This window comes from Marinobacter lacisalsi, assembly GCF_042651045.1.
Taxonomy (GTDB): domain Bacteria; phylum Pseudomonadota; class Gammaproteobacteria; order Pseudomonadales; family Oleiphilaceae; genus Marinobacter; species Marinobacter lacisalsi.
Map to the genome: position 1 here is coordinate 1 of NZ_JBHSDI010000060.1, position 22,763 is coordinate 22,763.

A 22,763-nucleotide genomic window follows, 5' to 3' on the forward strand; every position below is an offset into this window, starting at 1 on the left:
TTCTGATCAGCCCACTTGGGCTAACCAAAAGTATCCGTCAGTTCACCGGATCTCGCGGGGAATCCACCGGTCCGCTCGCTACCGCGAAGCGGTTTAGTTCAACAGCATTTAGATAGACCACTTCATGATTGGGAAAATCTGACGTCTTCATTATTACAAAATCTGAGAGTCGACGTCTTTCCCGCAGGGCCTATAAATCAGACAGTTAACGAAATTCGAGCGTTCGCCCTCGTGTTCGCCTGACATCTTCTTTTTCTGCAATCAATATATTGCCGAAAACACGACACACTCCAAATCTATCACAAAAATACCCCATGGCCAGTCCCGCTCAGCCCGAAGCGGACACCAGCAGTTCCCGAATCCCGTCATAAACTTCAGGCGCCGTAATCACGTTGTCCTTCCCCCAAAGATCCTCCGGATACCCCTCCGGCACCTCACTGAAATGCCCGGCCTTTGCCCCGGCCTCCCGGGCGATCAGTTTGGCGGCGGCAAAATCCCAGGGACTCACACTCTCGTAGTAGGCGTCCAGCCGCCCACAGGCCACCCAGCAGATATCCAGTGCTGCGGAGCCGATGCGTCGCAGGTCGCGGCAGTGGTGGATCATGACGTTGAGGCGGCGCACCAGGGGTTCCAGGTTGTCCTTGGTATAGGGGAAGCCGGTGGCAAACAGGGACTGTCGCAGGTCGGTGGCGCCGCTGTGCTGGATGGGCTGGCCATTGAGGGTAGCGCCCTGGCCCTTTTGGGCGCGGAAGGTTTCTTCGGAGAAGGGGGCGTGCACCACGCCTACCTGTACCCGGCCTTTTTCCGCCCAGGCGATGGATACGGCGACCTGGGGATGGCCGTAGGCGTAGTTCACGGTGCCGTCGATGGGGTCGACGATCCACAGCGGGGTGTCCAGTTCCTCCGCCTGGGTCAGGTCCGGCATGGTTTCCTCGGACAGGATGCGGTGGTCCGGATAGGCCTTGCGGATGGCATCGGTGATGAATTCGTCCGCCATGACATCCGCATGGGTGACCAGTTCGGTCTGCTGCTTGTAGTCGGTGCGCAGCGTGTTCTCGTCCCGCTCCCGGCGGATCAGTTCGCCCGCCTCCCGGGCGATACGTTCGGCGAAGTCGGCAATGTCGGACATGGGGCTCTCCCTGAGGGCGATGTCAAAAGCATAACCATTGCAGGAAGCGCCCTCTGAATCAATCAACCGCGCGGGTGTCGACAGCTATTACCACCATCATACCGGGGCTGAGCAGAGTGTGATCGCCTTCGTCCACGGAGATGCGCACCGGAATGCGCTGGGTGACCTTGGTGAAGTTGCCGGAGGGGTTCGAGCTGGGGATGAGGGCAAACTCGCTGGTAGCGGAGCGGCCAATCATGCGGATCCTGCCGGAGAAATCCGTATCGGGCCAGGCGTCCACGCGGATGTTTACTTCCTGGCCCACCGACAGGTTGCGCACGTCGGTTTCCTTGACCCTGGCCTCGATCCAGACATTGTCCGGCTGGTACATCATCAGGATGGGCTGGCCGGCGGACAGGTACTCACCGGTTTCCACAAAGGTGCGAGCCACCACGCCATCGGCGGGGCTGGTAACGGTCATATCCGCCAGCAGCGCTTCCTGCTTGCGCACATCCGCGTTGGCCTCCGCCAGCAGTTGGCGCGTAATGGTGGACTGCGCCTCCAGCAGCTCCGGGGTGGGGAGGGTCATGGTACTGCCGGAGAACAACCCGATGCCGGCGGTGTCCAGCTGTGACTGTCGCAGGGCCACCTGTTGGCGGGCGGTCTCCATCTTTGCGCGGGCGGACATCAGGTCGTAATAGTTCCGGTCACGCTGTTGCTTCGACAGGGAGCCGGACTCGAAGAGCGTATCCGCCCGCTGCCAGCTCTGTTCCGCGTCGTCCAGCTCCACCTGGGCCACCTTCAGGTCGGTCCGGGCGGCCTGTAGCTGCTGCTCGGCATTGCTGATGCCGCCCTGCAACTGCCGGCGGGCCTGTTCGATCTGCTGCTGTTCAAAGGCCAGCCGCGCCTCGATTCGGGCTACCCGGGCATTGCGCTGGTTCAGTTCCAGCTGTTCGGGTTGACTGTACAGTCTGGCCACGGTCTGGCCTTTCTCAAGGGAGTCGCCGTTTTTCAGGGGGAAGGCGTCTACACGGCCAGGCAAGCGGGAGGAGACGGTGATCAGGTTGGTGGTCACGCTGGCGTTGTCTTCCACCACATGCGTATGGCGATACCACAGCCATTGGCCCAGCCAGATCAGGCCAGCCACCAGCAGCACCGCCACCAGTAACAGCCTGGCCATCTGCCTGGGCTTCAGGGCTAGCTTGCGTTTGCGGGGGACAGTGTCGTTATTGTTGTTATCAACCATGAAGTTATTCCGTGTCAGGGTCAGTCTGTAGCGTGTTGGGGTGACCGGCTCCAGCGGCTCAGCAGCCAGGCCGGTATCACCACGAAGGTCAAGGCGATCATCACCAGCCAGAAGCCGTCCTGGTAAGCCATCACCGTGGACCAGAACTGTTCGGTGGCGCCGACTTTCTGCAGGGCGGCGGTCTGCTGCCATGCCTGTGGTACGCCCACTCCGGCGAGTATGTCCTGCCAGCGGGCGGCGGTGGCCATGGCTGTGTCATTGCCGGCAGTGATCACGGTGCTGATGTGTTCGCCGTGCCAGGTGATGCGACGGTCCATCATCAGTACCAGGGCTGCGGTGCCGAAGGCGCCCCCCATCTGCAGCATGAAGTTGATCACCCCGGAGCCATAGCCGGTCAGGTGCAGCGGCAGAGAGCCAATAGCCCGGGATAGTGTGGGCGGTGGAAACGACGCCATGCCGGCACTCATCAGGGTGAGGGCCACGGCCAGATAGGTAAAAGACGTATAGACGTCGGCACGGGAGAACAGGAACACCGCGAAGATGGCAAAGGCCAGCCCCGGCAGGGTCATGTAGTGGGACGGATAGCGGTCGCTGAGCTTGCCTATCACCGGCACCAGCAGCGCCAGCACCAGGGTGGAAGGCAGGAATAGCAGGCCGGTGGTGACCGGGCGGAAGTCGAGGATGCCCTGGGCGAACAGCGGCAGCAGGTACATGATGGCGTAGAAGGCGCCGCCGAACACAAAGATCGCCAGGCAGCCGGCCAGGAACGCCCGGTGGCGGAAGATGCCCAGATCCAGTAGTGGCTGGCGGATGTGCCGCTCCCACCACACAAAGCCGACACCCAGCACCAGGGACAGGCCAAGCAGCCCCATGACGGCGTTGCTGTACCAGCCCCATCGTTGTCCGTTGGAGACCGCTGCCAGTAAGGCAAAGATGCACACAAACAGGCTGATGGCGCCGGTCCAGTCAAAGGGTGGTCGGGGGGGCGGTGCCTTCCCGTGTGGGCAGGAAAAGGTAGCCCATCACCATGGCCGCCAGGCACATGGGCGGGGTGACGAAGAACACGTAACGCCAGGTAAAGGACTCGACCAGCCAGCCGCCGATCACCGTGGCCAGGGTGAGGGGCAGGCCCAGGCACATGCCGTAGATGGCGGTGGCCATGCCCCGTTCGTTGGCGGGGAATACCGAGAACATGGCTTCCAGCGCCAGCGGGCGGATCAGTCCGGTCATGGCCCCCTGTACCACCCGGGCGGCGACGATGGCGGCCATGCTGGTAGCCAGGCCGCCGATGATGGACGCCACCACAAAAGTGGTCAGCAACCCCACAAAGGTGGCCCGCTGGCCGAAGGCCTTCACCAGCCACGGAGCGATCAGCAGGGCTACAGTGGTGGCTGCCAGGAAGCCGGTGGAAATCCACTGAACCTGAACGTTGCTCAGCCCCAGGGAGCCCTTGATGTAGGGTGTGGCCACATTGACGATGGTAATGGACATGCCCAGCGCCACCAGCCCGAGCAGCATGGTGAGGGTGACGAGCCACTTGTATTTGGGCCCGTAACGCTGGAACATCATCTCCACTTGCGACATGTGGCTTCCGGACTTGTTGGGGGTTGGCGAATCAGTCAGGAGGCGGCCCCGGGTGACAGGGTCGGGGCCGCAGTCTGCTGCTTTCGTCGGTTACGATGATTTAGCAAGCTGATTAAATGTACCTCAGGGGCGGACATTTGAAAAACCAGGAACTGACACTGCTGTATATCTTCGACGCCATCATGACCGAAGGCTCCATTACCCGGGCGGCGGAGCGGCTGTCGATGACCCAGCCGGCGGTGTCCAATGCGGTGTCCCGGATGCGCCACGCCTGGAAGGACCCGGTGTTCGTCAAAAAAGGCCGCCAGATTGAGCCCACCTCCTACGCCCTCAGCCTGTGGGACCAGGTGCGTAACCCCATGCACGAGTTGTCCCGGGCGGTGAGTACCAGTGCTTTTGATCCGGCCAGCTCACGCCGCAAGTTCCGTATTGCTCTGGTCGATATGATGCTGGACCTGTTGTGGCCGGCACTGGTGGGCAAGCTGGAGCGGGACGCTCCCGGGGTTGACCTGCACGCAGTGCCGTACACCCTGGGTGGTGCCCACATGCAGCTGCGGGAAGCCCACGTGGACCTGGCCATTGGCATGCTGGAGGAGCACGACCACAGCCTGCGCAGTACCTGGCTGGCCGAGAGCGGCTATGTGCTGGCCATGCGAAAGGACCACCCGTTGGCGGGTCGTCCCATCAGCCTGCGGGAATTCCTGGATGCCCGGCACCTGCTGATCTCGCCGACCGGCGACACCCACGGCCCGGTGGACTCGGCCCTGGACGCGATGGGGCTGAGCCGGCGGGTGGCAGTAACCGTCAACCACTTTCCCGCCATTCCGCAGCTACTGAAAACCTCGGATCTGGTCACCGCTCTGCCAGATGGCATGATGCAGGATGAAAGGCTGCGGGAAGGACTATGGCTCACGCGCCTGCCTATCGAGGTGGATCCCATCAGCGTGTACCTGATCTGGCACGCGCGCCATGACCGGGAGCCGGGGCTGATCTGGATGCGCTCGCTGGTGGAGTACCTGGTTCGTGAGAAATGGCAGGATCTGGTGGGGCAAATGACTGACAGAAATAATCGACACCCCTGAATCATCACCTCAGATGATGTAAGAGATACCGTTTAACAATTTTTTTCAGCGACGCAACTCCTCAATAATACAAACATCGAGATCAGCCAAGGCGATCCGCCGCTGATACCCGACGAGTTCCACTATTCGTATTCGAGGAGTTAAATCATGTTCGGTATCAATGCAAACCTGAAGAAATCTGTTGCCATCGCTGTTATCGCCGTTGCCGGCATCATGGGTGCCGCTAACGTCAGTGCCCAGCAGTACTGGATGGAAGAGGTTCTGGAGCAGCAGCTGCAGGAAAAGGCAGCACAGGCTGAGAAAGACAGCGAAGCGAAAGCAACCGCTGACAATGAGTCTGAAGAAAAGGCTGACAGCAACGCTTCATGAGTTGCTGAACGGGCCCCGGCTATAGCGAAAGCTGGCCAGGGCCCGACGCTTTTCGGCCTGCGCAGTTTTTACAGCCCTGCCAGCCACGACTCTATCCGATCCATCGCCATGCCCAGTTTGGGCCCTGCCTGATGGATGAAGTCCTCATTACCTGACAGATCCTGGTCCGCGAACTCGCCGGCGGCCAGTTCCAGGGCCCTTGCCCCGTCAAAGTCCACGAACGCCAGCCTTGCACTGAGCTGATCCGGTACAAAACCGAAATCACTGGCCGGCAGCATTGCTACGCCAGTATCTTCCAGCAGCTGCTTGCAGAAGGCGGCACTGGTTTTGATGTCACGGTTTGCCAGGGCGTCACGGTAGGCCGAGAAGTCCGGGAACAGGTAGAAGGCGCCTTCCGGCTTGCGCACGTCAACCTTCATTGCTGTCAGCCGCTGATGCACGTACTCACCAATGGCTTTCAGCACACGGCGGGAATGGCGCAGGTACTCGTCAATGTCCTCGCCGCCGTTGAAGGCGGTAATGCCGGCATACTGGATAGGCGCGGCGGTGGAGGTGAAGGTCTCGCTGGCGATGATGGCCATGGCGTCCTGTAGTGGCCGCAGCTCTGGCGGGAAGATAAAGGCCCCCAAACGCCAGCCACCGGCGCCTAGCCACTTGCTCATGCCGGTACTGATGATGGTGCCTTCCGGATAGTAGCGGGCGATGGACTTATGGCGACCATCGAACTGCACCTCACCGTAGATTTCATCCGACAGCAGGATCAGCCGGTACTTACGGGCCACGTTGGCGATGGCCAGCAACTGATCATCGGTGTAGGTACAGCCGGTGGGGTTGGACGGGTAGTTCAGGATCAGGATGCGTGGGCGCGACGGGTCATCCCGGCATATGATGTCCAGCTCTTCGGCAGTCAGTTGCCAGTTATTCTCGGCGTGGGTCGGCAGCCAGTGCACCGAGCGGCCGATGATTCGTGCCTGGGGGGCGTAGGATACCCAGCTCGGGCGGGGGATCAGCAGGTCACCGTAGTAGGCCAGTTGCAGGATGAACAGCAGCTCCTTGGAGCCGGGGCCGATGAGCACGTCCTCCCAGCTGCAGCGCATGCGTTCCGCGCGATTGATGTAGCCGGAAATGGCCTCCCGTAAGCCTTTCAGCCCCTTGACTGGCAGGTAGTCCTTCTCGCTGGCGTGGTCCCGCAGCGCCTGTACCACCCGCTCCGGTACCGGAAACGGTGACTGCCCGAGGCCCAGCTTGATGATGTCCCGGCCCTCGGCACGAAGCTGGTTGCTCAGTTCGTTGATGCGCAGGGTGGCGGACGGCTGGATGCCCCGCACGTTGAGATTGATGGCATAACGGTGTTCGTTGTGGATATCCATGCGCTTGTACTTGCCATAGTCATGAGGTGAGTGACACCCGCAGTATAGGCAAGATGCGTCCTGAGGCGAGACTGTCTTCCGATAGGGGATTGCCGAAGGCCAGGAGTCTGCGCGGCAGGCATGGTGCAGACTCCCGGGGGCGTGTTACCCGGCGGGCACAGGTTACTTCCGGGTTAGCCGCAGTCCGCCCTGAGGTCCCGGGTCAGCTCGGCCAGTTCGTTATTGAACACGCGGTCGTTCTCGCTGTAGTCCACAGGCACATCCACCAGGTGTACGCCGCCTTCCTTCATGGCCCGGGTCAGGGTCGGCTGGAGATCTTCCGTCCGCGACACCTGGTGCCCCTGCGCACCATAGGACTGGGCATAGGTGACAAAGTCGGGGTTGCCGTAATCCAGGCCAAAGTTGGCAAACCCTTCCTGGGCCTGTTTCCACTTGATCATGCCATAGGCGTTGTCGTTGATGATCAGGATCACCAGGTTCAGCTTCAGGCGGACGGCGGTTTCCATTTCCTGGCTGTTCATCATGAAGCCGCCATCGCCACAGATGGCCATCACTTTCTGCTGGGGGTAGAGCATGGCGGCCATCATGGCGCTGGGCAGGCCGGCGCCCATGGAGGCGAGGGCGTTATCCAGCAGCACGGTGTTGTTGTCGTAGGCCTTGTAGTTGCGGGCAAACCACAGTTTGTACATGCCATTGTCCAGCGCGATGATGCCGTCATCCGGCATCACCCGGCGCACATCCCGGACAATGCGCTGGGGAATGATGGGAAAACGGTCGTCTTCGCACCGGTCTTCCAGGTGCGCCTCAAGGGCCTCTTTTACCCGCAGGAATTCGGAGAAGTCATGGTTGGGGCAGTGCCCGCAGTTGTCCGCCAGCCACTCCACGCTGTTGGCGATATCGCCCACCACCTCGTGCTGCGGGAAGTACACCGGATCCACATCGGCACCACTGAAGTTGACGTGAATGACCTGCTTGCCGCCGGGCTGCATGAAGAAGGGTGGCTTCTCCACCACGTCATGACCTACATTGATCACCAGGTCGGCATGGTCGATGGCGCAATGGATGAAATCACCGCTGGAAAGGGTGGCATTGCCCAGGTAGCGGGGATGGCGTTCATCCACCACGCCTTTGCCCATCTGGGTGGTGAAGAAAGGAATGTCGGTAGTGTTGACCAGGTGGATCAGGGCCTGGGACACCCGCTTACGGTTGGCACCGGCGCCGATCATGATCAGCGGGTGCTTCGCCGTGCGGATCATGTCAGCCGCTCGCCTAAGGCTTTTCTCGCTGGCGGTGGGGCGGCGGGCGTCGCTGGGGGCAAAGATGTGGGTATCCGGCGTTGCCAGTTCCGAGGCGATATCTTCGGGCAGTTCCAGGTGCACGGTGCCGGGGCGCTCTTCCGCCGCCAGGCGGAAGGCTTCCCGCAGCTTGGCGGGAATGGTGTTGGCGTTGCTGATCTGCCGGGTGTACTTGGTCAGGGGCCGCATCAGGTCCACCACATCCAGGATCTGGAACAGCCCCTGCTTGGATGACTTGATGGGCTTCTGGCCGGAAATCATCATCATCGGCATGGCGCCCAGCTGGGCATAGGCGGCGGCCGTCACCAGGTTGGTGGCCCCGGGGCCAAGGGTGGACAGGCACACGCCGACCTTGCCGGTCAGCCGGCCATAGGTGGCTGCCATGAAGCCCGCTGCCTGCTCGTGCCGGTTCAGAATCAACTGGATGGAGGATTCCCTGAGTGCCTCCAGCAGATCCAGGTTTTCCTCGCCGGGCACCCCGAAAATGTAACGAACGCCCTCGTTTTCGAGGGCTTTGACAAACAGTTGTGCGCCGGTCAGTGCTCCGTCCGTGCGGGATTCGTCGGTCATCTATCCAGCCTCCTGATTGTCGTCGGGATATCCAGCTATTTTGCCCACTTGCAGCCACGCTGCAACAGGCTACTCGAAGCGGTGGGGCTGCAGTTCAATATGTTCCACTCGCTGCCCCAGCATAATCACCCGGCCCAGGTAGCGTTCTTCACCCGTAGTGGTGAAGTCAAAAAGAAACCGTCGCCACACCCGCACCTTGCCCTGCCGGTCGCGCTTGAACCAGAGTCCCCGCAGGTAAACGGCGTCGTCCAGCAACAGTACGTCCATACGTTGGCAATGGTTCTTGGCGGCAGCCAATACGAAGTCCTTGATGGCTTTCGCGCGCCACCAGTACCAGCCGGCGAATCCGATCGCGAACAGCCAGGTGAGGGTAGACAGAGTCACGGTTTGCTTCCATGTTTTCGGGCAGTGTGCCTTACCACAAGTTCCTCGACTGTCAGCGCGCCTGTGTGAACGTTGGGCAAGGCGCACGAGCGCAGGACTGGTGGTAAGGCACACTAGCCTACACTGCCGTGCCGAAGGTTCAAAGTTTGATGATGTGTCATTCACCTGCCGTCATGCACGTGTAGAATCAGGTCTGAATCTGCCGGAGATCATCTGCATGCAATGGATCCTGGGGCTCGGACTGGCAGCCCTGCTTTTCTTTGTGCTCAAGCGCTGGGGTGCACTGGACCCCAGCCAGAAAAAGGCCGCCACCTGGAAAATCGTGCTGGCGGTGGCTGGCGTACTGCTGGCGTTCATGGTGCTCACCGGTCGTGTGCATGTGCTGACCGCAGCGGTGGCCGCCCTTATTCCGCTGCTGCGAAGGCTGCCTTCCCTGCTGAAGTTCCTGCCCCATGCCCGCCGCCTGTTCGGTGAAGGCGAGAAGCCGGGTGGTCAGCAGGAGCAGCAACAGCAGGCGGCATCGTCGGGTCAGATGTCGAAACAGGAAGCCTGCGAGATCCTCAATGTGGAGCCAGGCTGCAGCCGTGACGAGATCGTGGCCGCGCACCGGCGGCTGATGCAGAAACTGCATCCGGACCGTGGCGGCAATGACTATCTGGCCGCCAAGGTCAACGAGGCCAAATTCGTCCTGTTAGGCAAACGCGGCACGTGACACACCCCTGACGCTTTCCCCTTCTGGCTCACCGGGTCTGCGAAGCTGGCGATAACGCGTTATGATGACCGGCCTGTGGCAGGCGGGTGCCTGCCTGTCAAACAATAACACCCGGCGAGTTGCAGACCGTTACCGGCTGATCAGGAGCCCCATTGCTCCCGCCGGTGTGTTCTGTGTCTCCCGGCAGCTTCAGGAGGAGAAGGAAGCGCATGCCCAGTCAGGAAACCACCCAGCGGCTCTATGGTGTCCCCCATTCACTGTATACCGGCATCGCCCGCTGCTACCTGCGAACCCAGGGCATCGACTATGTCGAGGTGCCCACGTCCCATCCGGATTTCGCCCAGCGCATCATGCCCGCCATCCAGCGCAGCATCATCCCGGTGCTGGAGACGCCGGAAGGCGATATCGTCCAGGACAGCCTGGATATCATCGACCATTTCGAAAAACAGGGCGTGCGTTATTCCGCCTATCCGGACGGTCTGTTGCAGCGCGTGCTGGCGGTGATCATTCAGTATTACGGCACCCAGGCCATGCTGCCCCATGCCATGCACTACCGCTGGACCTACCGTGACGATCAGGAAGGCTTCCTCCGGGACCAGTTTGCTGCCGGTGTTGGCGAGGCCATGGCCGACAAGATCATGTCGCGGATGAATTCCTACCTGCCCCAGTTGGGGGTCAATGACCACACCATTCCCGAAATCGAGGCATCCTACGAGGAGCTGCTGGATACCCTCAGCGCGCATTTTGCAGAACATCCGTACCTGTTTGGTGGTCGGCCCTCCATTGCTGATTATGGACTGATCGGTCCCATGTTTGCCCACCTGGGTCGTGACCCGGTGCCTGGCAATATCATGAAGGTGCGGGCCCCGAAGGTGTTCCGTTGGGTCGAGCGTATGACTGCCCCGGGGCTGGATACCCCCGAGTTCCCGGGTTACGGCGACCAGTTCCTGGGTGACGATGCCATCCCGGAGACACTGGAGCCCCTGTTCCGGCAGATTGCCGACGAGATTTTCCCGATGCTGACCGACAAGCTGTCGTTCATGGATGGCCTGATTGCCGAGCACCAGCCGGAGGACGGCCAGCCGGTGTCTCCCAAGCCCCACCAGCGTTATGTGGGTGCGGTGGAATCGTCCTTCCGGGGCGTGCCGGTGCAGGCGGGTATCCAGCCCTACCTGCTGTATGTGCTGCGCAAAGGGGATGACATGCTGGCGGACGGTTCCGCCGACGACCAGGCCCGGGTGCGTGAGGCACTTGCCGCCCGGGGCCTGGCGGATGCGCTGCCGGGTGAGCGCGGCTATACCGTGGACCGTCGCAACCACATCGAGGTGTGGGAGCGCCGCTAGACCACAGGCCCCTCAGCCCTCCAGTCTGGCCAACAGAGTCTGGCGGCGGTCTTCGGTCATGAAGGCCGCTTCCAGGGCGTTGCGGGCGAGCTGGCGGAAGATGTCCTCGCCCCAGCCGAACGCCGCCTGACAGGCCCGGTAGTTGTCCAGTACACCGCCACCGAAATAGGCGGGGTCGTCGGAGTTGATGGTCAGGGTGAGGCCTTCTTCCAGCAAGCGGGGTAGCGGGTGATCCGCCATCTGCTCCACCACCTTGAGTCGCACATTGGACAACGGGCAGACGGTCAGCGGGATGCGCTCCTCCTGCAGGCGTCGGACCAGGTCCGGGTCCTCCAGGCAGCGCACGCCGTGGTCGACCCGGATCACCTTCAGGTCATCCAGGGCACTGCGGATGTAGTCCGGCGGTCCTTCCTCGCCAGCGTGGGCCACCCCAGGAATACCCAGCTCCCGGGCCGCTCGGAACACGTCTGCGAATGGCCCCGGCGGGTAGCCCGCCTCGGCGCTGTCCAGCCCCACCGCGCTGATTTGCGACAGCCAGGGTTGCGCCCGCTCCAGCACCTCCGCCGCACTTGCCACCGGCTCATCCCGCAGGAAGCTGAGGATCAGAGCGGTGCTCAGGTCCAGCTCGCTCTCCGCCTCTTTCATGGCGCCCAGCAGTCCTTCCATCTGCACGTCGAGACTCACCCCACGCTTGAGGTGGGCCTGGGGATCGAAGGACAGGTCGACATGCACCACACCCTCCGAGGCCGCCCGGCAAAAATAGTCCATGGCCAGGTCGTGAAAATCCTCGCGGGTCAGCAGCACCGCCATGCCCTGATAGTACAGATTCAGAAATGACGGCAGGTCGCTGAAATCGTAGGCGGCCCGCACTTGCTCCACCGAGTCGTAGGGCAGGGCAACGTCATTGCGACCGGCCAGCCGGAACATCAGCTCCGGCTCCAGGGAGCCCTCAATGTGCAGGTGCAGCTCGGCCTTGGGCAGGTTCTTTAGAAAAGCGTCCATCGGGTGATCCTTAAAGTACGTCGACTTTTACCTGAAATTGCTGATTGTCCTGCCGGTTGCCACCCACCTGGTAGGTGATGCCGGACCGCTCGCTCTGCTGGCTGGTTTCGGTGCTGCCCACTTCCACCCATTCGCCGGGGGCGACCCGGCGCTGGGTGACCACCGCGTCGGTTTCGTAGCCTGCCATGCCGGAGTCCGGGGTGTTCTCGAACGCGGTAATGCTGAGCTGGATCTGCTGGTCGGAAATGCGTTGCGGGGTGACGATAAAGCCACTGCGGATATCCACCTGCTGGTAGATGGCGGCAGGATTGCGCCCGGCCCGGATAGCCACCGGCAGGGTGCGCACCTGGCCGGAACTGATATGGGCGGATTGTCCGTCCTGAACCACCAGGTTCCGTTCCTGGGTACTGCGGGTGCTGGTGGTCCGGCTCTGGCCCTGAATGGTCACCACGTTGCCGTGCCCGCTGCTGACGCCGCCACTCTGACGCTTGCCCTGCACCTGGCCACTACTGCGAACGGTGATGCGTAGCTGCACCGGGGCCACGTCCATGGTCCGGATCAGCTGGCTGATTTCGTCCAGCACCGCCGGCTCGGCGCGGGTCACCAGCTGGCGGCCCTGGGCCGCCATGGTCAGCTCGCTTTCCGGATACAGGGCGCGTAGCTGGTCCGCCACTTCCTGGGCCGGGCGGTTGTCGAGGGTGAAGGTGCGGTTCTCCGGTGCCGCCTGCGCAAGTACGGGAACCAGGGTAAGGGTAAGTAGCAGGATCAGAATGCGAACGGAAGCACTGGCCATGAACATCTCCGCAGAAAAGTTGAAGGCGCCGGTTGCAAACCGGGAAAGCCGGGGGGTATATTGGAAAGCATGAATACGACTAACGCACCCTGTCAATTGAATCTTATGACACGCTTCGCAAACGCGACGGCGGGTGCGGCGGTGTTTTTCTGGTGGTTTTTTGGTTATGGCTTTTATTTTAGCCAGAGCCGCGGCCGCCTGTAGCACACGCAACACAGAATCAGGAAAAGGCAGCCCGGCACCACACCCAGGCTGCCACCGGACAAGAAAAAGCCCCGACTGGTAGCCTCCCCAGCCGGGGCTTTTTCGTTTCCGTCAGGCTAATAAAAGAAGGATTGCAACACCATGAACATGCCGCTGGAGGTCCGCACAACTCAGGAGGCCAACACCGTGGAAGCACCTGCGGATCAGCAACCGGAAACACCGGGGCCGGTTGCGACGCCGTTGCCCACCCCCGCAACGCTGCGCCAGGAGATTCCGCTGCCGGATTACCTGGTTACCCAGATCAGGCGTCACCGTGACGAAATCCGCGCCATTCTCAACGGTGACGATGACCGGCTGCTGATGGTGGTGGGCCCTTGCTCCATTCACGATGAAGTGGCTGCCCTGGAGTATGGTGAAAAACTGTCCGCACTGGCGGACGAAGTCAGTGACCGCATGCTGATTGTCATGCGGGCCTACCTGGAGAAGCCCCGCACCACCGTGGGCTGGAAAGGGTTGCTGTACGACCCGGAGCGCACCGGTGAGGGCAACCTTGGCGAGGGGCTGCTCCGGTCCCGGCGCTTGCTGGTGAACCTGGCCCACCTGGGGTTGCCCCTGGCCACCGAAGCCCTCAGCCCCCTGGCCATGGACTACCTGGATGACCTGGTAAGCTGGACCGCTATCGGGGCCCGTACCACCGAGTCCCAGATCCATCGCGAACTGGTCAGCGGCCTGCCCATGCCCACCGGTTTCAAGAACGGCACCGACGGCTCTGTCGGTGTGGCGGTCAACGCCATGAAGTCGGCGGCCCACGGCCACCACCGTCTTGGTTTCGATGGCCACGGTCAGCCGGCGATGATTACCACGCCCGGCAACCCGGATACCCACCTGGTGCTGCGCGGTGGCCGTGGCATCACCAATTTCGATGCCGACAGCGTTACGGCCGCGGTGGAGGCCCTGTCCGGGGCCGGTGTGAGCACATCGGTCATGGTGGACTGCAGCCATGACAACGCCTGCAAGCAAGCGGAACGGCAACCGGATATTGCCCGTGAGGTGATCGGCCAGCGCCGCGCCGGTAACGCCGCCATCAAGGGGCTGATGATCGAGAGCTTCCTGCAGCAGGGGCGGCAGGATGACGGCGAAGAGCTGTCCTATGGCCTGTCCATCACTGACCCGTGCCTGGGCTGGGACGATACTGAAGCGTTGCTGCGGTCGCTCTGAGGGAGTGTCCCGTACGGCTAGTTCGCTGACTTACTGCGTCGCGCCCTTCGGGAGCCACTGAGAGCCTTGAGAGCTGTGTTGCACTGACTCGATTTGGAACCACCGGAGCGCCGGCCGCCAACCCTTCGCCACCGCGCCTTGCTCTCAAGGCTCTCAGTGGCTCAGTAAGTCAGCGAATTAACCGCACGGGACACTAGTCAGTCTTTTGTAGGGCTGCTGTCGCCGGATACCGTTGACAGGAGCAATTGCCCTGCCAGTAGCAGCAGGACGCCGCCCATCAGCCGGTCCAGCCAGTGACCGAAACGGTCGAACGTCCGGCGGACCCGGGGCAGGGTGAAGAACACGGCCACACCGGCGAACCACAGGCCGGTGGCCACGGCCATGTACAGGCCATAGCCCGCCTGGACCGCTACCGGGGTGCCCGGGCTGATGATCACCGAAAACAGCGATACGAAGAACAGTGTCGCCTTGGGGTTGAGGGTATTGGTCAGAAAGCCCAGACGGAAGGCGGCAGGCCCGGATTGGCGCTTCGCACCACGGGTTTCCACGTGGATGCCCCCCGCTTTTGATTTCAGACACTGTATCGCAATCCAGGTCAGGTAAAGTGCGCCTATCACTTTGAGGATGGTGAACAGGGTCAGAGACTGCTGGATCAGCAGACCGATGCCCAGCAGTGAATAGGTGATATGCACCAGTATGCCCAGGCCGATGCCCGTGGCTGTGAGCAATGCGTTTCGCCGGCTCTGGCACAGGGCCTGGCGCAGCATGATGGCGAAGTCGGGCCCCGGGCTGGCGACGGCCAGCAGGTGGACAACGACCACAGTCGCAAATTCGGCCCAGTAGACAGACACGTGTGACCCTGCAGTTGAGTTCATGGAAAGCGGGCAGCATAGAGATTAATTCAGGCTTTCGCCACCCGCCATAGTGGACCTGTGGGAGAGTCTGTCTATAGTCTGGGCAATAGAATCAATCCGACTGGAGGTGTCCGTGGTCAAGCGCAGCAAGGTTGAAGTGGCCGTTCTAGGGGCTGGTACAGCGGGTATGGGGGCGTACCGGGCGGCCCGCAAGCACACCGACAAACTCGCCCTGGTGGAGGCTTCCCACTACGGCACCACCTGTGCCCGGGTGGGTTGCATGCCCAGCAAGTTGCTGATCGCCGCTGCCGAGGCCGCCCATGATGCACGGCATGCCGACCTGTTCGGTGTGCGCACTGGCGAGGTCAGCATTGATGGTTCAGCGGTGTTGAAGCGGGTCCGGGACGAACGGGACCGTTTCGTGAGCTTTGTCCTTGACGCTGTCGAGGACTTTCCGGAGGAACACCGGTTCCGGGGACAGGCCCGCTTCCTGTCGCCGCACCGCCTGAAGGTAGGCGATGATCATGAGATTGAGGCGGACCGGGTGGTGATCGCCACCGGCTCCCGTCCTAACGTGCCCGGTTTCCTGAAAGCGGCGGGCGATCGTCTGGTGGTTAACGACGACATCTTCGAGTGGCAGGACCTGCCGGAATCCGTGGCGGTGTTCGGTCCGGGTGTGATCGGCCTCGAGCTGGGCCAGGCACTGGGTCGCCTGGGCGTCCGGGTGCGGATGTTCGGGGTCGGCGGCTCCGTGGGCCCGATCCAGGATCCGGAAATCCGCCAATGTGCCCTGGATACGTTCAACCGCGAGTTTCCCCTCAACCCGGACGCGGATACCCGCAAGATCGAGCGCACCGCTGACGGTGTCGCCATAACGTTCGATGACGGCGAACGGGGCGTGGTCACCGAGACTTTCGACTACCTGCTGGCCGCCACCGGCCGGCGGCCAAACATCGACGGCCTTGACATACAGAATGCGGGGCTGGAACTGGACGACCGCGGCACGCCCTTGTTTGACCACTACACCCTGCGTTGCGGGAACAGCCATATTTTCATTGCCGGCGACGTCAACAACAGCCAGCCGCTGCTTCACGAGGCGGCGGATGAGGGGCGAATTGCCGGTAACAATGCCGGTCGCTATCCGGACGTGCGGGCCGGGTTACGCCGGGTGCCGCTGTCGGTGGTGTTTACCGACCCACAGATCGCCACGGTGGGCAAGACCATTCAGGAGGTCGACGACGCCTGCCGCGGTTGTTTCGCCGTAGGGTCGGTGTCCTTTGAAGGCCAGGGGCGCAGCCGGGTGATCGGCCGCAATCGTGGCCTGTTGCGGGTGTATGGCGAACATGGCACCGGGATTTTCATGGGGGCGGAAATGTTCGGTCCGGCCGCCGAACACATCGGCCACCTGCTGGCGTGGTGTGCACAACAGCGCATGACCGTCTCCGCCATGCTGGATATGCCGTTCTATCACCCGGTGATCGAGGAAGGGGTGAGAACGGCACTGCGGGACCTGAACCACCGGCTCAGTATCGGGCCGGCGGTGGTCGAGCACTGTCTGGATTGTGGCCCCGGTGGCTGAACGGCCGATGTTGATGACCACACCGCGCAAGCTCAGTCGGGAGCCATCCTGAGGGCGGGCGTCCTCAGCCGTTCGCCGTCTTCAGGCCGTGGTCAGGTTCCTGCCGTCTGCAAAAGACGCCTGCTGCTTGCGGCGGGCCCTGCCGGCCCAGAGCTTTTCGTGAAAGAAATAGGCAACGGTGTTGATGGCCGGTTCCACCAAGGCAATCAGGCTGCCAATGAGCAGGTCGCCAGTGAGCAGGTAGGCGACGGTAAACGCCACGGTGAAGTGGGTAATAGCGAAGGTTACCGTCTTGATAAACGAGTTGTCGCCCTCATGTTCATGATTATGCAGGAAAACTTTCAGGGCACTCATGTGTCAGCTCCCGTTTGCTGATGTCGATGAGGTCATTGAACAGCAAACGCGAATTATTGTTAAGTAAATTAATCTTTGATAGATGATAGCGTAAGGTTATCGAAAGTGTGTTACCTGACAAAGGCAGCGCTTATGGATTTCAGGATAACTATTGGAAATGGCTATCGAAGGTATTGACGAACTCGGCTTTCGAAGGTAGAGGCGGCGGAGTATATTCAACATAGTCAAATTGACAATCACCGCAGATCAAGGAGTTACTGTAATGGGTACCAATTTTATCGGACTGGATACCGCCAAAACGGAAAAGCTGGCGTCAGCACTCAATGAGCTGCTGTCCAACTACCAGATTTTCTACATGAACGTTCGTGGTTACCACTGGAACATCAAGGGCGACAACTTCTTTGAGCTGCACGCCAAGTTCGAGGAACTTTACGACGATCTGTTGCTGAAGATTGACGAGATTGCCGAGCGGGTCCTGACACTGGGTCATCGCCCGGCGCACGCCTATAGCACCTATATAGAGCAGTCCAGTGTGCCCGAGCGCAAGGATGTTTCTGATGGCAAAGAGGCGGTCGAGAATATCGTGGACAGCTTCGCGAAGCTGATTGGCAAGCAGCGTGAACTCTTGTCCCTGGCCGGAGAGGCCAACGACGAGGGCACCGTTGCACTGATGAGCGATTATATTTCCCAGCAGGAAAAAACGGTCTGGATGTATCGTAGCTATCTCGGTCAGTAATCACCGGTATCTCTGGCACTACCCCTTCCCTGGCGGCCAATCGGCCGCCTTTTTTTTGCCTGTCATATTACTGACATCGATTTGTCTTCTTTTTGTCGTCCCACTTTCACAAATGTGTCATGGGTTTTCTTTGTGACTCGATAGTTCATTGACGGGAACTCCTTTGACTATCCAGAAATACACCCGTTTCAGTAACTCGCTCCTCCCGATATCTTCCCTGTTACATCACGATTTTTCCCATTGCATCGTTGCCACGACTCCCAATAACGGGTGCGGCTATTTTCCAGTGGCGAGAATTATCAGAACTTAAACACAAAGTTAACATTTCTGTAATATTTTGCGGGCATGATGCCATTTCAAGTTTGATGACTGGTTGATTCCAGGGGTCAGATTTGAATGTTTATTTTTGAGTTGGCTTTGTGTTCCCGGAGCTCTGCTCCGGTTTTTTAAATTCGAAAGTATCGATTCATGCTGGCCTTGTAACTTTTTTTTAATAATGCGGCTTTAGCATCGGGGTCGGTCGAGCAAAGAGTCAGGAATCAGGTGTTATCTTTGTGAACTATTTATACGCATTGGTTCTTTTTATATCAGCGCTTGTTTCATTCCATGTCCAGGCAGAGGTGACATTACACCTGGGGGAGGGAGTGAGAATCCACGCAGTTGATGGAAAATCCTATTCGAATCAGGAGCTTTTATCCGGAAGGCCCAGGCTGACACTGGATGACGGTGTTCATCAGATTGTCGTGGATTACCAGGTGGAAGTCGGGCGCGGCAATGATGATGGCGTTATCGATCATTCGTCTGCCTTTGTGATCTTGTTTAATGCAGAAGATAAGGCGTTAACACTCTCTGCTCCGCCTGTTTCAACTCGCCGTGAGCTGGCTTCATTCAATGATAACCCTGGCTGGATTCTTCATGACGACATCGGGAAGGATCATGAATTCCATATGGATGTGCTCGATATATCCGGTTTTCAGCTTGTCAGGGATTATGAGGAAGAGCTTTCAGAGTTCAATAAGAGCCAGTCGAAAGCGGCTTTGCGAAGGGTGAATGCTGATATCTCTGAAAGTGAAGCGGTTACTGAATCACTGCCGCAGGTTCAGTCTTCAAATGATCAGGTAATGGTCAGGAAGATGCTTCGCTACTGGTATATGAAAGCTGACGACCAGACGAAAAGTGAAATGAAACGCTGGATAAACTCCGGTTATTAAATAAAACGTAGTACCAATCAATGGAGTATTGATAAATGAAAAAGATCCTTCTCGCTGTTGCTGTGTCTGTTGCTGCCGGTTCTGCCAACGCCGCGACCGTTTATGATGCCAACGGACTGACCTACAAGGTCAATGGCGACTTCCAGATTCAACTGCGTAAGAAAATTGGCGATGACACCAGCGAATACGTGGATTTTGATGACCTGGAGATCAAGAACTACATCAGCTATGACCTCGGTGGAGATCTGGCGGCGTTTGGGCGCGTTGATTTCGACTTCAAGGATCAGGCCAACGGCAAGGATAATGTTACTCCGCTGGAAGAAGCCTATGTCGGTCTCCGGTACGGCGTAACCTCATTCTCCTTTGGTAAGCAGAACTTTGCTTCCGACGAGTTCGGTGTTGAAGAAGCCTACGAGGCGCCGCTGGATGAGGACCGTTTTGACGGTGTCGACACGGATGGTGATGACACGTTCCGTGTGGACGTGGAACTGGACAACGTCTACCTGGTATCCAGTTATGAACTGGAGGCTGAGGATAAAGATGGCATTACCGGTGAATTCTTTGACATCTTTGCCTTTACCGACATCGCCGGGCTGTCACTGGGTGGCGGTTACCAGAAGCATACCCCGCTGGTTGGCGATTCACTGGATACCTGGGGCCTGAGCGCCGGTTATGATTTTGGTATCTTCGGACTTGCCGCGGACTACAGTGTCACTGATGACAGCAACACTGACCTCGATACCGCCCTGTACAACGTTGCCGCCACCTTTGATGTAACCAGCACCACTGGCATCGCTATCGGTATGCAGAACGAGGAAGAAGATAACGCCGATGACATTACTGCCTGGTACGCCAACGTAACCTACAAGTTCCCGGCCCAGAAGAACGTCAGCGTGTTCGCGGAAGTGGCTGACAATGATGTTGATGAAACCGACATGGGCTTCCTCGCCGGTATGCGGGTCAAGTTCTGATTGTTGGAGGATTCCAACGTCCTTGTGAGATGTGCATTTTGAGTTAACGACTTTGCCGGGCCTTCGAGCCCGGCTTTTTCGTTCAGGCCGGACGCCAATAAGGGGTTTCGCGACCGGTGCCGGACAGCTGTGGCAGTTCCAGCGGCGGGACCTGCTGGTGCAGGAACCAGCGTTCAGCGACGACGCGGCGGGTAAACCAGTGGGATTTCATCAGGCTGGCAGCGAGGGGCATTTTCACCCAGTCAGGTACCAGAGCCGGCGTGTCGCTGTGCATTGACCGGGTACCGAAGCGCTGGGCAATGGCCTCGCCATAGGGCTGCAGGCTTCGGGCGGAGAGGTCGGGTTCGCTGCGGATGACGTTGGCCGCCATCAGGGCCGATTCCACCGCGGGCCTTATTCCCTCACCACTCTGGTTAAAGGCGAGGCCGGCAGCATCACCGATCAGCATGACCCCGTCATCCACCAGGGGCCTCTCGGCGTGGTCGTAAAGCAGGTAGGTGTGATCCTTGAACTGGCCGGGCAGATCCGGGGGAATACGCCCCTGGGACTGCATATGGGTCACGAAGCGCTCCAGGTGCCGGGAAAGGCTGCGGGAATCCTCCCTGCCCAGTCCCACGTTCAGGTGGTTGCCCTTGCGGAAGATCCAGGCGTACCCTTTCAGGTCACGGCAGAACCAGAGTTCCGGCCGGTCGCCGCGGGCGTTGCAGGCCTGCGCCTGCTCCGGTGTCATCTCGAATTCCATTTCCCGGGCACTTACGACGGTCTCGTGACTACCCGGGCCGGCTCCGAGGTACCGTGCCACAGGGCACGCGTGCCCACCCGCTCCGACCAGCAGGGGAGTTTCCCAACGGTCGTTGATCACCCAGTTGCCATGGGCCTGATGGATAGAGTCGATGGGGGTGTCCAGCGCCTGGTCGGTATGGACCCGGCTGAGGAGATAGTCGTCGAATTCGGCCCGCCGGACACCGTAACTGACGTTCTCGCCGTGGTCGTTTTCCACGGCACGGCTGCCGATCAAACCAATGCGGAAACCGCGAATGGGCTCGAGGAGGTGATCCCTGCCGTAATCTCCGGGAGTGATCTGGAGCGCATCAAAGACCGCCGGGGTTACCCAGCCCGCGCAACTCTTGTCCCGGGGAAACCGTGCCTTGTCAATCAGCAGGATGCGCTTTCCGGTCTGCTGCAGGGCCCAGGCCAGGGTTGAACCAGCCGGCCCGCCGCCCACAATGATCAGGTCGTAGTAGTCCATCTCAGAGGGTTCCTTTCCACGCTGGGCGGAATGGCAACATGTTTTGCGCTCCGGTCTTTGTTGTTATTGGTTCGGGTGGGCTGCAACGGAGTTAAGGTTACGCCCGGATTGCTGTCCAATGAATGAACAGTATAGAAAATGACCGCCGTTTGTCACCTGTTCTTTAGCGGCCCCGGGTCAGTGAACCCATCAAACGGGATGCCAGCATGGTGCGCGGTCACCCACCAATATTGCCGACCCAGGCAACCGCCAGCCCAGCGGCCAGTGACAGCGCCATGGGCACTCCCACCAGCAACCCCAGGCGGCGGGTACCGATGGTGGCTGCCATGGTGGTCTTCACCAGGTTGTTCACTGACGCAGCAATAACAATTCCCAGCACCGCCGTGCCGGCCGCGATGCCATCCCGGGACATGCGGGTCAGGGACAGGGTAATGGCGTCCACGTCGGTGATGCCCGACGTGGCGGCCAGAACGTAGATACCGATATCGCCGAGCCACTCTTGCAGCCATTCCCCCAGTACCAGGATGACGGTCAGCAGTACGCCAAACACCAGGGCGGATTTGAGGTCCAGCGGATTCTGGTTCAGTGCGGGCTGCTGCACCTGGATATCGCTGCGGCTGCGCAGCCAGATGACACTGGCCCCGAGATAAAGCACCGCCGCCATGGTTGCCACCGGCCATACGAGGTCAGGCAGCAAGCCCCGGTTGATGATGGCGCCATAGATCAGGATGCGGGGAAACATGGTGCCGCAGGCAATCAGAATGCCAGCGGCATACATGGGCGTCAGTGGTCCGGCCTGCCTCGACTGTCGGGAAAAGTGCAGGGCCAGGGCCGTGGACGAACTCAGGCCGGCGAACAGGCTGGTAAACAGGATGCCCTTCTCGGCGCCGCCCATGCGGATGGCGAAATAGCCGACAAAGGAAACCGAGGCAATCAGCACCACCATCCACCAGATCTGGTAGGGGTTGAGTACCTCCCCGGGGCCCATGCCCCGGTTGGGCAGCAGTGGCAGCATTACCACAGTGATCAGCAGCAGTTTCAGGGCGGCATCAAGTTCGTGGGCCTGCAGGCGGTTGAGGGCGCCGTGGATTTCCGCCTTGTTGTCCAGGATGAGGGCGGTGATGACCGCGGATGCGGCCGCCAGGGCCATGTCCACGGCAACCACCATGGCGCCGAAACAGAATGTCAGCAGTAGCCCGATAATCCCGGTAATGCTGTAGTCGCCACTTTCCGGTGCGCTGGTGCGATAGGACACCAGGGTCAGCCCGACCAGGCCGAGAAGCATGCTCGGGAAGACCCAGGCTGTCAGGGCATCACTCAATAGCGCGGCGATGGCCCCCAGCAAACCGGTCAGGGCGTGAGTGCGAATGCCTGCAATACGCTCGCCAGCCTTTTTGTGACGGGCCCCCCAGCCCCTCTCCAGCCCGATGAGGGCGCCCAGCAACAGCGCTACGGCCAGCTGGATGGCGATCAGGTTGTTCTCCAGAAACGAGCTTGCGACTTCATCCACGGCGGGTCAGCTCCGGTCC

The 22,763-nt window shown here is 60.2% G+C and carries 22 protein-coding genes; 9 read left to right on the forward strand and 13 right to left on the reverse strand.

Going from position 1 to position 22,763, the window contains the following annotated elements; genetic code table 11:
* Window positions 1-328 precede the first annotated feature (328 nt).
* From ACFOZ5_RS16775 to ACFOZ5_RS16790, 4 genes are read right to left on the reverse strand one after another with little or no spacing between them, the layout of a single operon-like run.
* Window positions 329-1,129, reverse strand: coding sequence for an inositol monophosphatase family protein (locus ACFOZ5_RS16775; protein ID WP_379889414.1), 801 nt, complete (start codon window positions 1,127-1,129; stop codon window positions 329-331).
* Between the two features lie 58 nt (window positions 1,130-1,187).
* Entirely contained in the window at window positions 1,188-2,354 is a 1,167-nt protein-coding gene (locus tag ACFOZ5_RS16780; protein ID WP_379889416.1) for an HlyD family secretion protein, read from the reverse strand.
* A gap of 20 nt (window positions 2,355-2,374) precedes the next feature.
* Window positions 2,375-3,295, reverse strand: a complete 921-nt coding sequence (locus ACFOZ5_RS16785; protein WP_379889418.1) for an MFS transporter — start codon at window positions 3,293-3,295, stop codon at window positions 2,375-2,377.
* A 25-nt stretch (window positions 3,296-3,320) separates the two neighbouring features.
* On the reverse strand, window positions 3,321-3,938 hold the full coding sequence (locus tag ACFOZ5_RS16790) for an MFS transporter (protein ID WP_379889420.1): 618 nt from the start codon (window positions 3,936-3,938) through the stop codon (window positions 3,321-3,323).
* Between the two features lie 137 nt (window positions 3,939-4,075).
* On the opposite strand from ACFOZ5_RS16790, the gene ACFOZ5_RS16795 reads away from it, so the two are divergent.
* On the forward strand, window positions 4,076-5,020 hold the full coding sequence (locus ACFOZ5_RS16795) for a LysR family transcriptional regulator (RefSeq protein ID WP_379889422.1): 945 nt from the start codon (window positions 4,076-4,078) through the stop codon (window positions 5,018-5,020).
* A 147-nt stretch (window positions 5,021-5,167) separates the two neighbouring features.
* A complete protein-coding gene (locus ACFOZ5_RS16800) occupies window positions 5,168-5,389 on the forward strand; it encodes a hypothetical protein (RefSeq protein ID WP_379889424.1) in 222 nt (73 codons plus the stop codon).
* 68 nt (window positions 5,390-5,457) lie between these two features.
* Here ACFOZ5_RS16800 and ACFOZ5_RS16805 read toward each other — a convergent pair whose 3' ends face one another.
* From ACFOZ5_RS16805 to ACFOZ5_RS16815, 3 genes are all read right to left on the reverse strand, one after another.
* Window positions 5,458-6,759, reverse strand: coding sequence for a pyridoxal phosphate-dependent aminotransferase (locus ACFOZ5_RS16805; RefSeq protein WP_379889426.1), 1,302 nt, complete (start codon window positions 6,757-6,759; stop codon window positions 5,458-5,460).
* A gap of 173 nt (window positions 6,760-6,932) precedes the next feature.
* On the reverse strand, window positions 6,933-8,624 hold the full coding sequence (locus tag ACFOZ5_RS16810; protein ID WP_379889428.1) for an acetolactate synthase large subunit: 1,692 nt from the start codon (window positions 8,622-8,624) through the stop codon (window positions 6,933-6,935).
* 69 nt (window positions 8,625-8,693) lie between these two features.
* Complete coding sequence (locus tag ACFOZ5_RS16815; protein ID WP_379889430.1) at window positions 8,694-9,008, reverse strand: DUF3301 domain-containing protein; 315 nt, start codon at window positions 9,006-9,008, stop codon at window positions 8,694-8,696.
* A 217-nt stretch (window positions 9,009-9,225) separates the two neighbouring features.
* Here ACFOZ5_RS16815 and ACFOZ5_RS16820 point away from each other — a divergent pair, with 217 nt between their 5' ends.
* Complete coding sequence (locus tag ACFOZ5_RS16820) at window positions 9,226-9,720, forward strand: DnaJ domain-containing protein (protein ID WP_379889432.1); 495 nt, start codon at window positions 9,226-9,228, stop codon at window positions 9,718-9,720.
* Between the two features lie 209 nt (window positions 9,721-9,929).
* Entirely contained in the window at window positions 9,930-11,063 is a 1,134-nt protein-coding gene (locus ACFOZ5_RS16825) for a glutathione S-transferase family protein (RefSeq protein WP_379889434.1), read from the forward strand.
* A 12-nt stretch (window positions 11,064-11,075) separates the two neighbouring features.
* Here the strand turns inward: ACFOZ5_RS16825 and ACFOZ5_RS16830 are convergent, their stop codons facing one another.
* Both ACFOZ5_RS16830 and ACFOZ5_RS16835 read right to left on the reverse strand, forming a co-directional pair.
* Window positions 11,076-12,065, reverse strand: coding sequence for an adenosine deaminase (locus ACFOZ5_RS16830; RefSeq protein ID WP_379889436.1), 990 nt, complete (start codon window positions 12,063-12,065; stop codon window positions 11,076-11,078).
* A gap of 10 nt (window positions 12,066-12,075) precedes the next feature.
* The gene (locus tag ACFOZ5_RS16835; RefSeq protein WP_379889438.1) at window positions 12,076-12,858 is read right to left on the reverse strand and encodes a secretin; all 783 of its coding nucleotides are present in this window, start codon (window positions 12,856-12,858) and stop codon (window positions 12,076-12,078) included.
* 345 nt (window positions 12,859-13,203) lie between these two features.
* Here ACFOZ5_RS16835 and ACFOZ5_RS16840 point away from each other — a divergent pair, with 345 nt between their 5' ends.
* Window positions 13,204-14,280, forward strand: a complete 1,077-nt coding sequence (locus ACFOZ5_RS16840; protein ID WP_379889440.1) for a 3-deoxy-7-phosphoheptulonate synthase — start codon at window positions 13,204-13,206, stop codon at window positions 14,278-14,280.
* Between the two features lie 197 nt (window positions 14,281-14,477).
* On the opposite strand, the gene ACFOZ5_RS16845 is transcribed toward ACFOZ5_RS16840, so the two are convergent.
* Complete coding sequence (locus tag ACFOZ5_RS16845; protein ID WP_379889442.1) at window positions 14,478-15,131, reverse strand: LysE family translocator; 654 nt, start codon at window positions 15,129-15,131, stop codon at window positions 14,478-14,480.
* Window positions 15,132-15,267: 136 nt separating this feature from the next.
* Between ACFOZ5_RS16845 and ACFOZ5_RS16850 the strand changes: the two genes are divergently transcribed.
* Window positions 15,268-16,713 (forward strand): dihydrolipoyl dehydrogenase, encoded by a 1,446-nt coding sequence (locus ACFOZ5_RS16850; RefSeq protein WP_379889444.1) that lies wholly within the window; start codon window positions 15,268-15,270, stop codon window positions 16,711-16,713.
* 81 nt (window positions 16,714-16,794) lie between these two features.
* Here ACFOZ5_RS16850 and ACFOZ5_RS16855 read toward each other — a convergent pair whose 3' ends face one another.
* The gene (locus ACFOZ5_RS16855) at window positions 16,795-17,067 is read right to left on the reverse strand and encodes a DUF2061 domain-containing protein (RefSeq protein WP_379889446.1); all 273 of its coding nucleotides are present in this window, start codon (window positions 17,065-17,067) and stop codon (window positions 16,795-16,797) included.
* A gap of 262 nt (window positions 17,068-17,329) precedes the next feature.
* On the opposite strand from ACFOZ5_RS16855, the gene ACFOZ5_RS16860 reads away from it, so the two are divergent.
* The 3 genes from ACFOZ5_RS16860 (at window position 17,330) to ACFOZ5_RS16870 (ending at window position 19,985) form a co-directional block, all read left to right on the forward strand.
* Window positions 17,330-17,803, forward strand: a complete 474-nt coding sequence (locus ACFOZ5_RS16860; RefSeq protein WP_379889448.1) for a Dps family protein — start codon at window positions 17,330-17,332, stop codon at window positions 17,801-17,803.
* Window positions 17,804-18,357: 554 nt separating this feature from the next.
* Complete coding sequence (locus tag ACFOZ5_RS16865; RefSeq protein WP_379889450.1) at window positions 18,358-19,014, forward strand: YccT family protein; 657 nt, start codon at window positions 18,358-18,360, stop codon at window positions 19,012-19,014.
* Between the two features lie 35 nt (window positions 19,015-19,049).
* Entirely contained in the window at window positions 19,050-19,985 is a 936-nt protein-coding gene (locus ACFOZ5_RS16870; protein WP_379889452.1) for a porin, read from the forward strand.
* An 82-nt stretch (window positions 19,986-20,067) separates the two neighbouring features.
* On the opposite strand, the gene ACFOZ5_RS16875 is transcribed toward ACFOZ5_RS16870, so the two are convergent.
* Window positions 20,068-21,234 (reverse strand): NAD(P)/FAD-dependent oxidoreductase, encoded by a 1,167-nt coding sequence (locus tag ACFOZ5_RS16875; protein ID WP_379889454.1) that lies wholly within the window; start codon window positions 21,232-21,234, stop codon window positions 20,068-20,070.
* Window positions 21,235-21,451: 217 nt separating this feature from the next.
* Window positions 21,452-22,744, reverse strand: coding sequence for an MgtC/SapB family protein (locus ACFOZ5_RS16880; RefSeq protein WP_379889456.1), 1,293 nt, complete (start codon window positions 22,742-22,744; stop codon window positions 21,452-21,454).
* Window positions 22,745-22,763: the final 19 nt, after the last annotated feature.

What these genes read in the sequence shown, in the direction of transcription:
- ACFOZ5_RS16775 (WP_379889414.1), bottom strand. Translation starts at nt 1,129, where the DNA reads ATGTCCGACATTGCCGACTTCGCCGAACGTATCGCCCGGGAGGCGGGC.
- ACFOZ5_RS16780 (WP_379889416.1), bottom strand. Translation starts at nt 2,354, where the DNA reads ATGGTTGATAACAACAATAACGACACTGTCCCCCGCAAACGCAAGCTA.
- ACFOZ5_RS16790 (WP_379889420.1), bottom strand. Translation starts at nt 3,938, where the DNA reads ATGTCGCAAGTGGAGATGATGTTCCAGCGTTACGGGCCCAAATACAAG.
- ACFOZ5_RS16800 (WP_379889424.1), top strand. Translation starts at nt 5,168, where the DNA reads ATGTTCGGTATCAATGCAAACCTGAAGAAATCTGTTGCCATCGCTGTT.
- ACFOZ5_RS16805 (WP_379889426.1), bottom strand. Translation starts at nt 6,759, where the DNA reads ATGGATATCCACAACGAACACCGTTATGCCATCAATCTCAACGTGCGG.
- ACFOZ5_RS16810 (WP_379889428.1), bottom strand. Translation starts at nt 8,624, where the DNA reads ATGACCGACGAATCCCGCACGGACGGAGCACTGACCGGCGCACAACTG.
- ACFOZ5_RS16820 (WP_379889432.1), top strand. Translation starts at nt 9,226, where the DNA reads ATGCAATGGATCCTGGGGCTCGGACTGGCAGCCCTGCTTTTCTTTGTG.
- ACFOZ5_RS16825 (WP_379889434.1), top strand. Translation starts at nt 9,930, where the DNA reads ATGCCCAGTCAGGAAACCACCCAGCGGCTCTATGGTGTCCCCCATTCA.
- ACFOZ5_RS16830 (WP_379889436.1), bottom strand. Translation starts at nt 12,065, where the DNA reads ATGGACGCTTTTCTAAAGAACCTGCCCAAGGCCGAGCTGCACCTGCAC.
- ACFOZ5_RS16835 (WP_379889438.1), bottom strand. Translation starts at nt 12,858, where the DNA reads ATGGCCAGTGCTTCCGTTCGCATTCTGATCCTGCTACTTACCCTTACC.
- ACFOZ5_RS16840 (WP_379889440.1), top strand. Translation starts at nt 13,204, where the DNA reads ATGAACATGCCGCTGGAGGTCCGCACAACTCAGGAGGCCAACACCGTG.
- ACFOZ5_RS16855 (WP_379889446.1), bottom strand. Translation starts at nt 17,067, where the DNA reads ATGAGTGCCCTGAAAGTTTTCCTGCATAATCATGAACATGAGGGCGAC.
- ACFOZ5_RS16860 (WP_379889448.1), top strand. Translation starts at nt 17,330, where the DNA reads ATGGGTACCAATTTTATCGGACTGGATACCGCCAAAACGGAAAAGCTG.
- ACFOZ5_RS16870 (WP_379889452.1), top strand. Translation starts at nt 19,050, where the DNA reads ATGAAAAAGATCCTTCTCGCTGTTGCTGTGTCTGTTGCTGCCGGTTCT.
- ACFOZ5_RS16875 (WP_379889454.1), bottom strand. Translation starts at nt 21,234, where the DNA reads ATGGACTACTACGACCTGATCATTGTGGGCGGCGGGCCGGCTGGTTCA.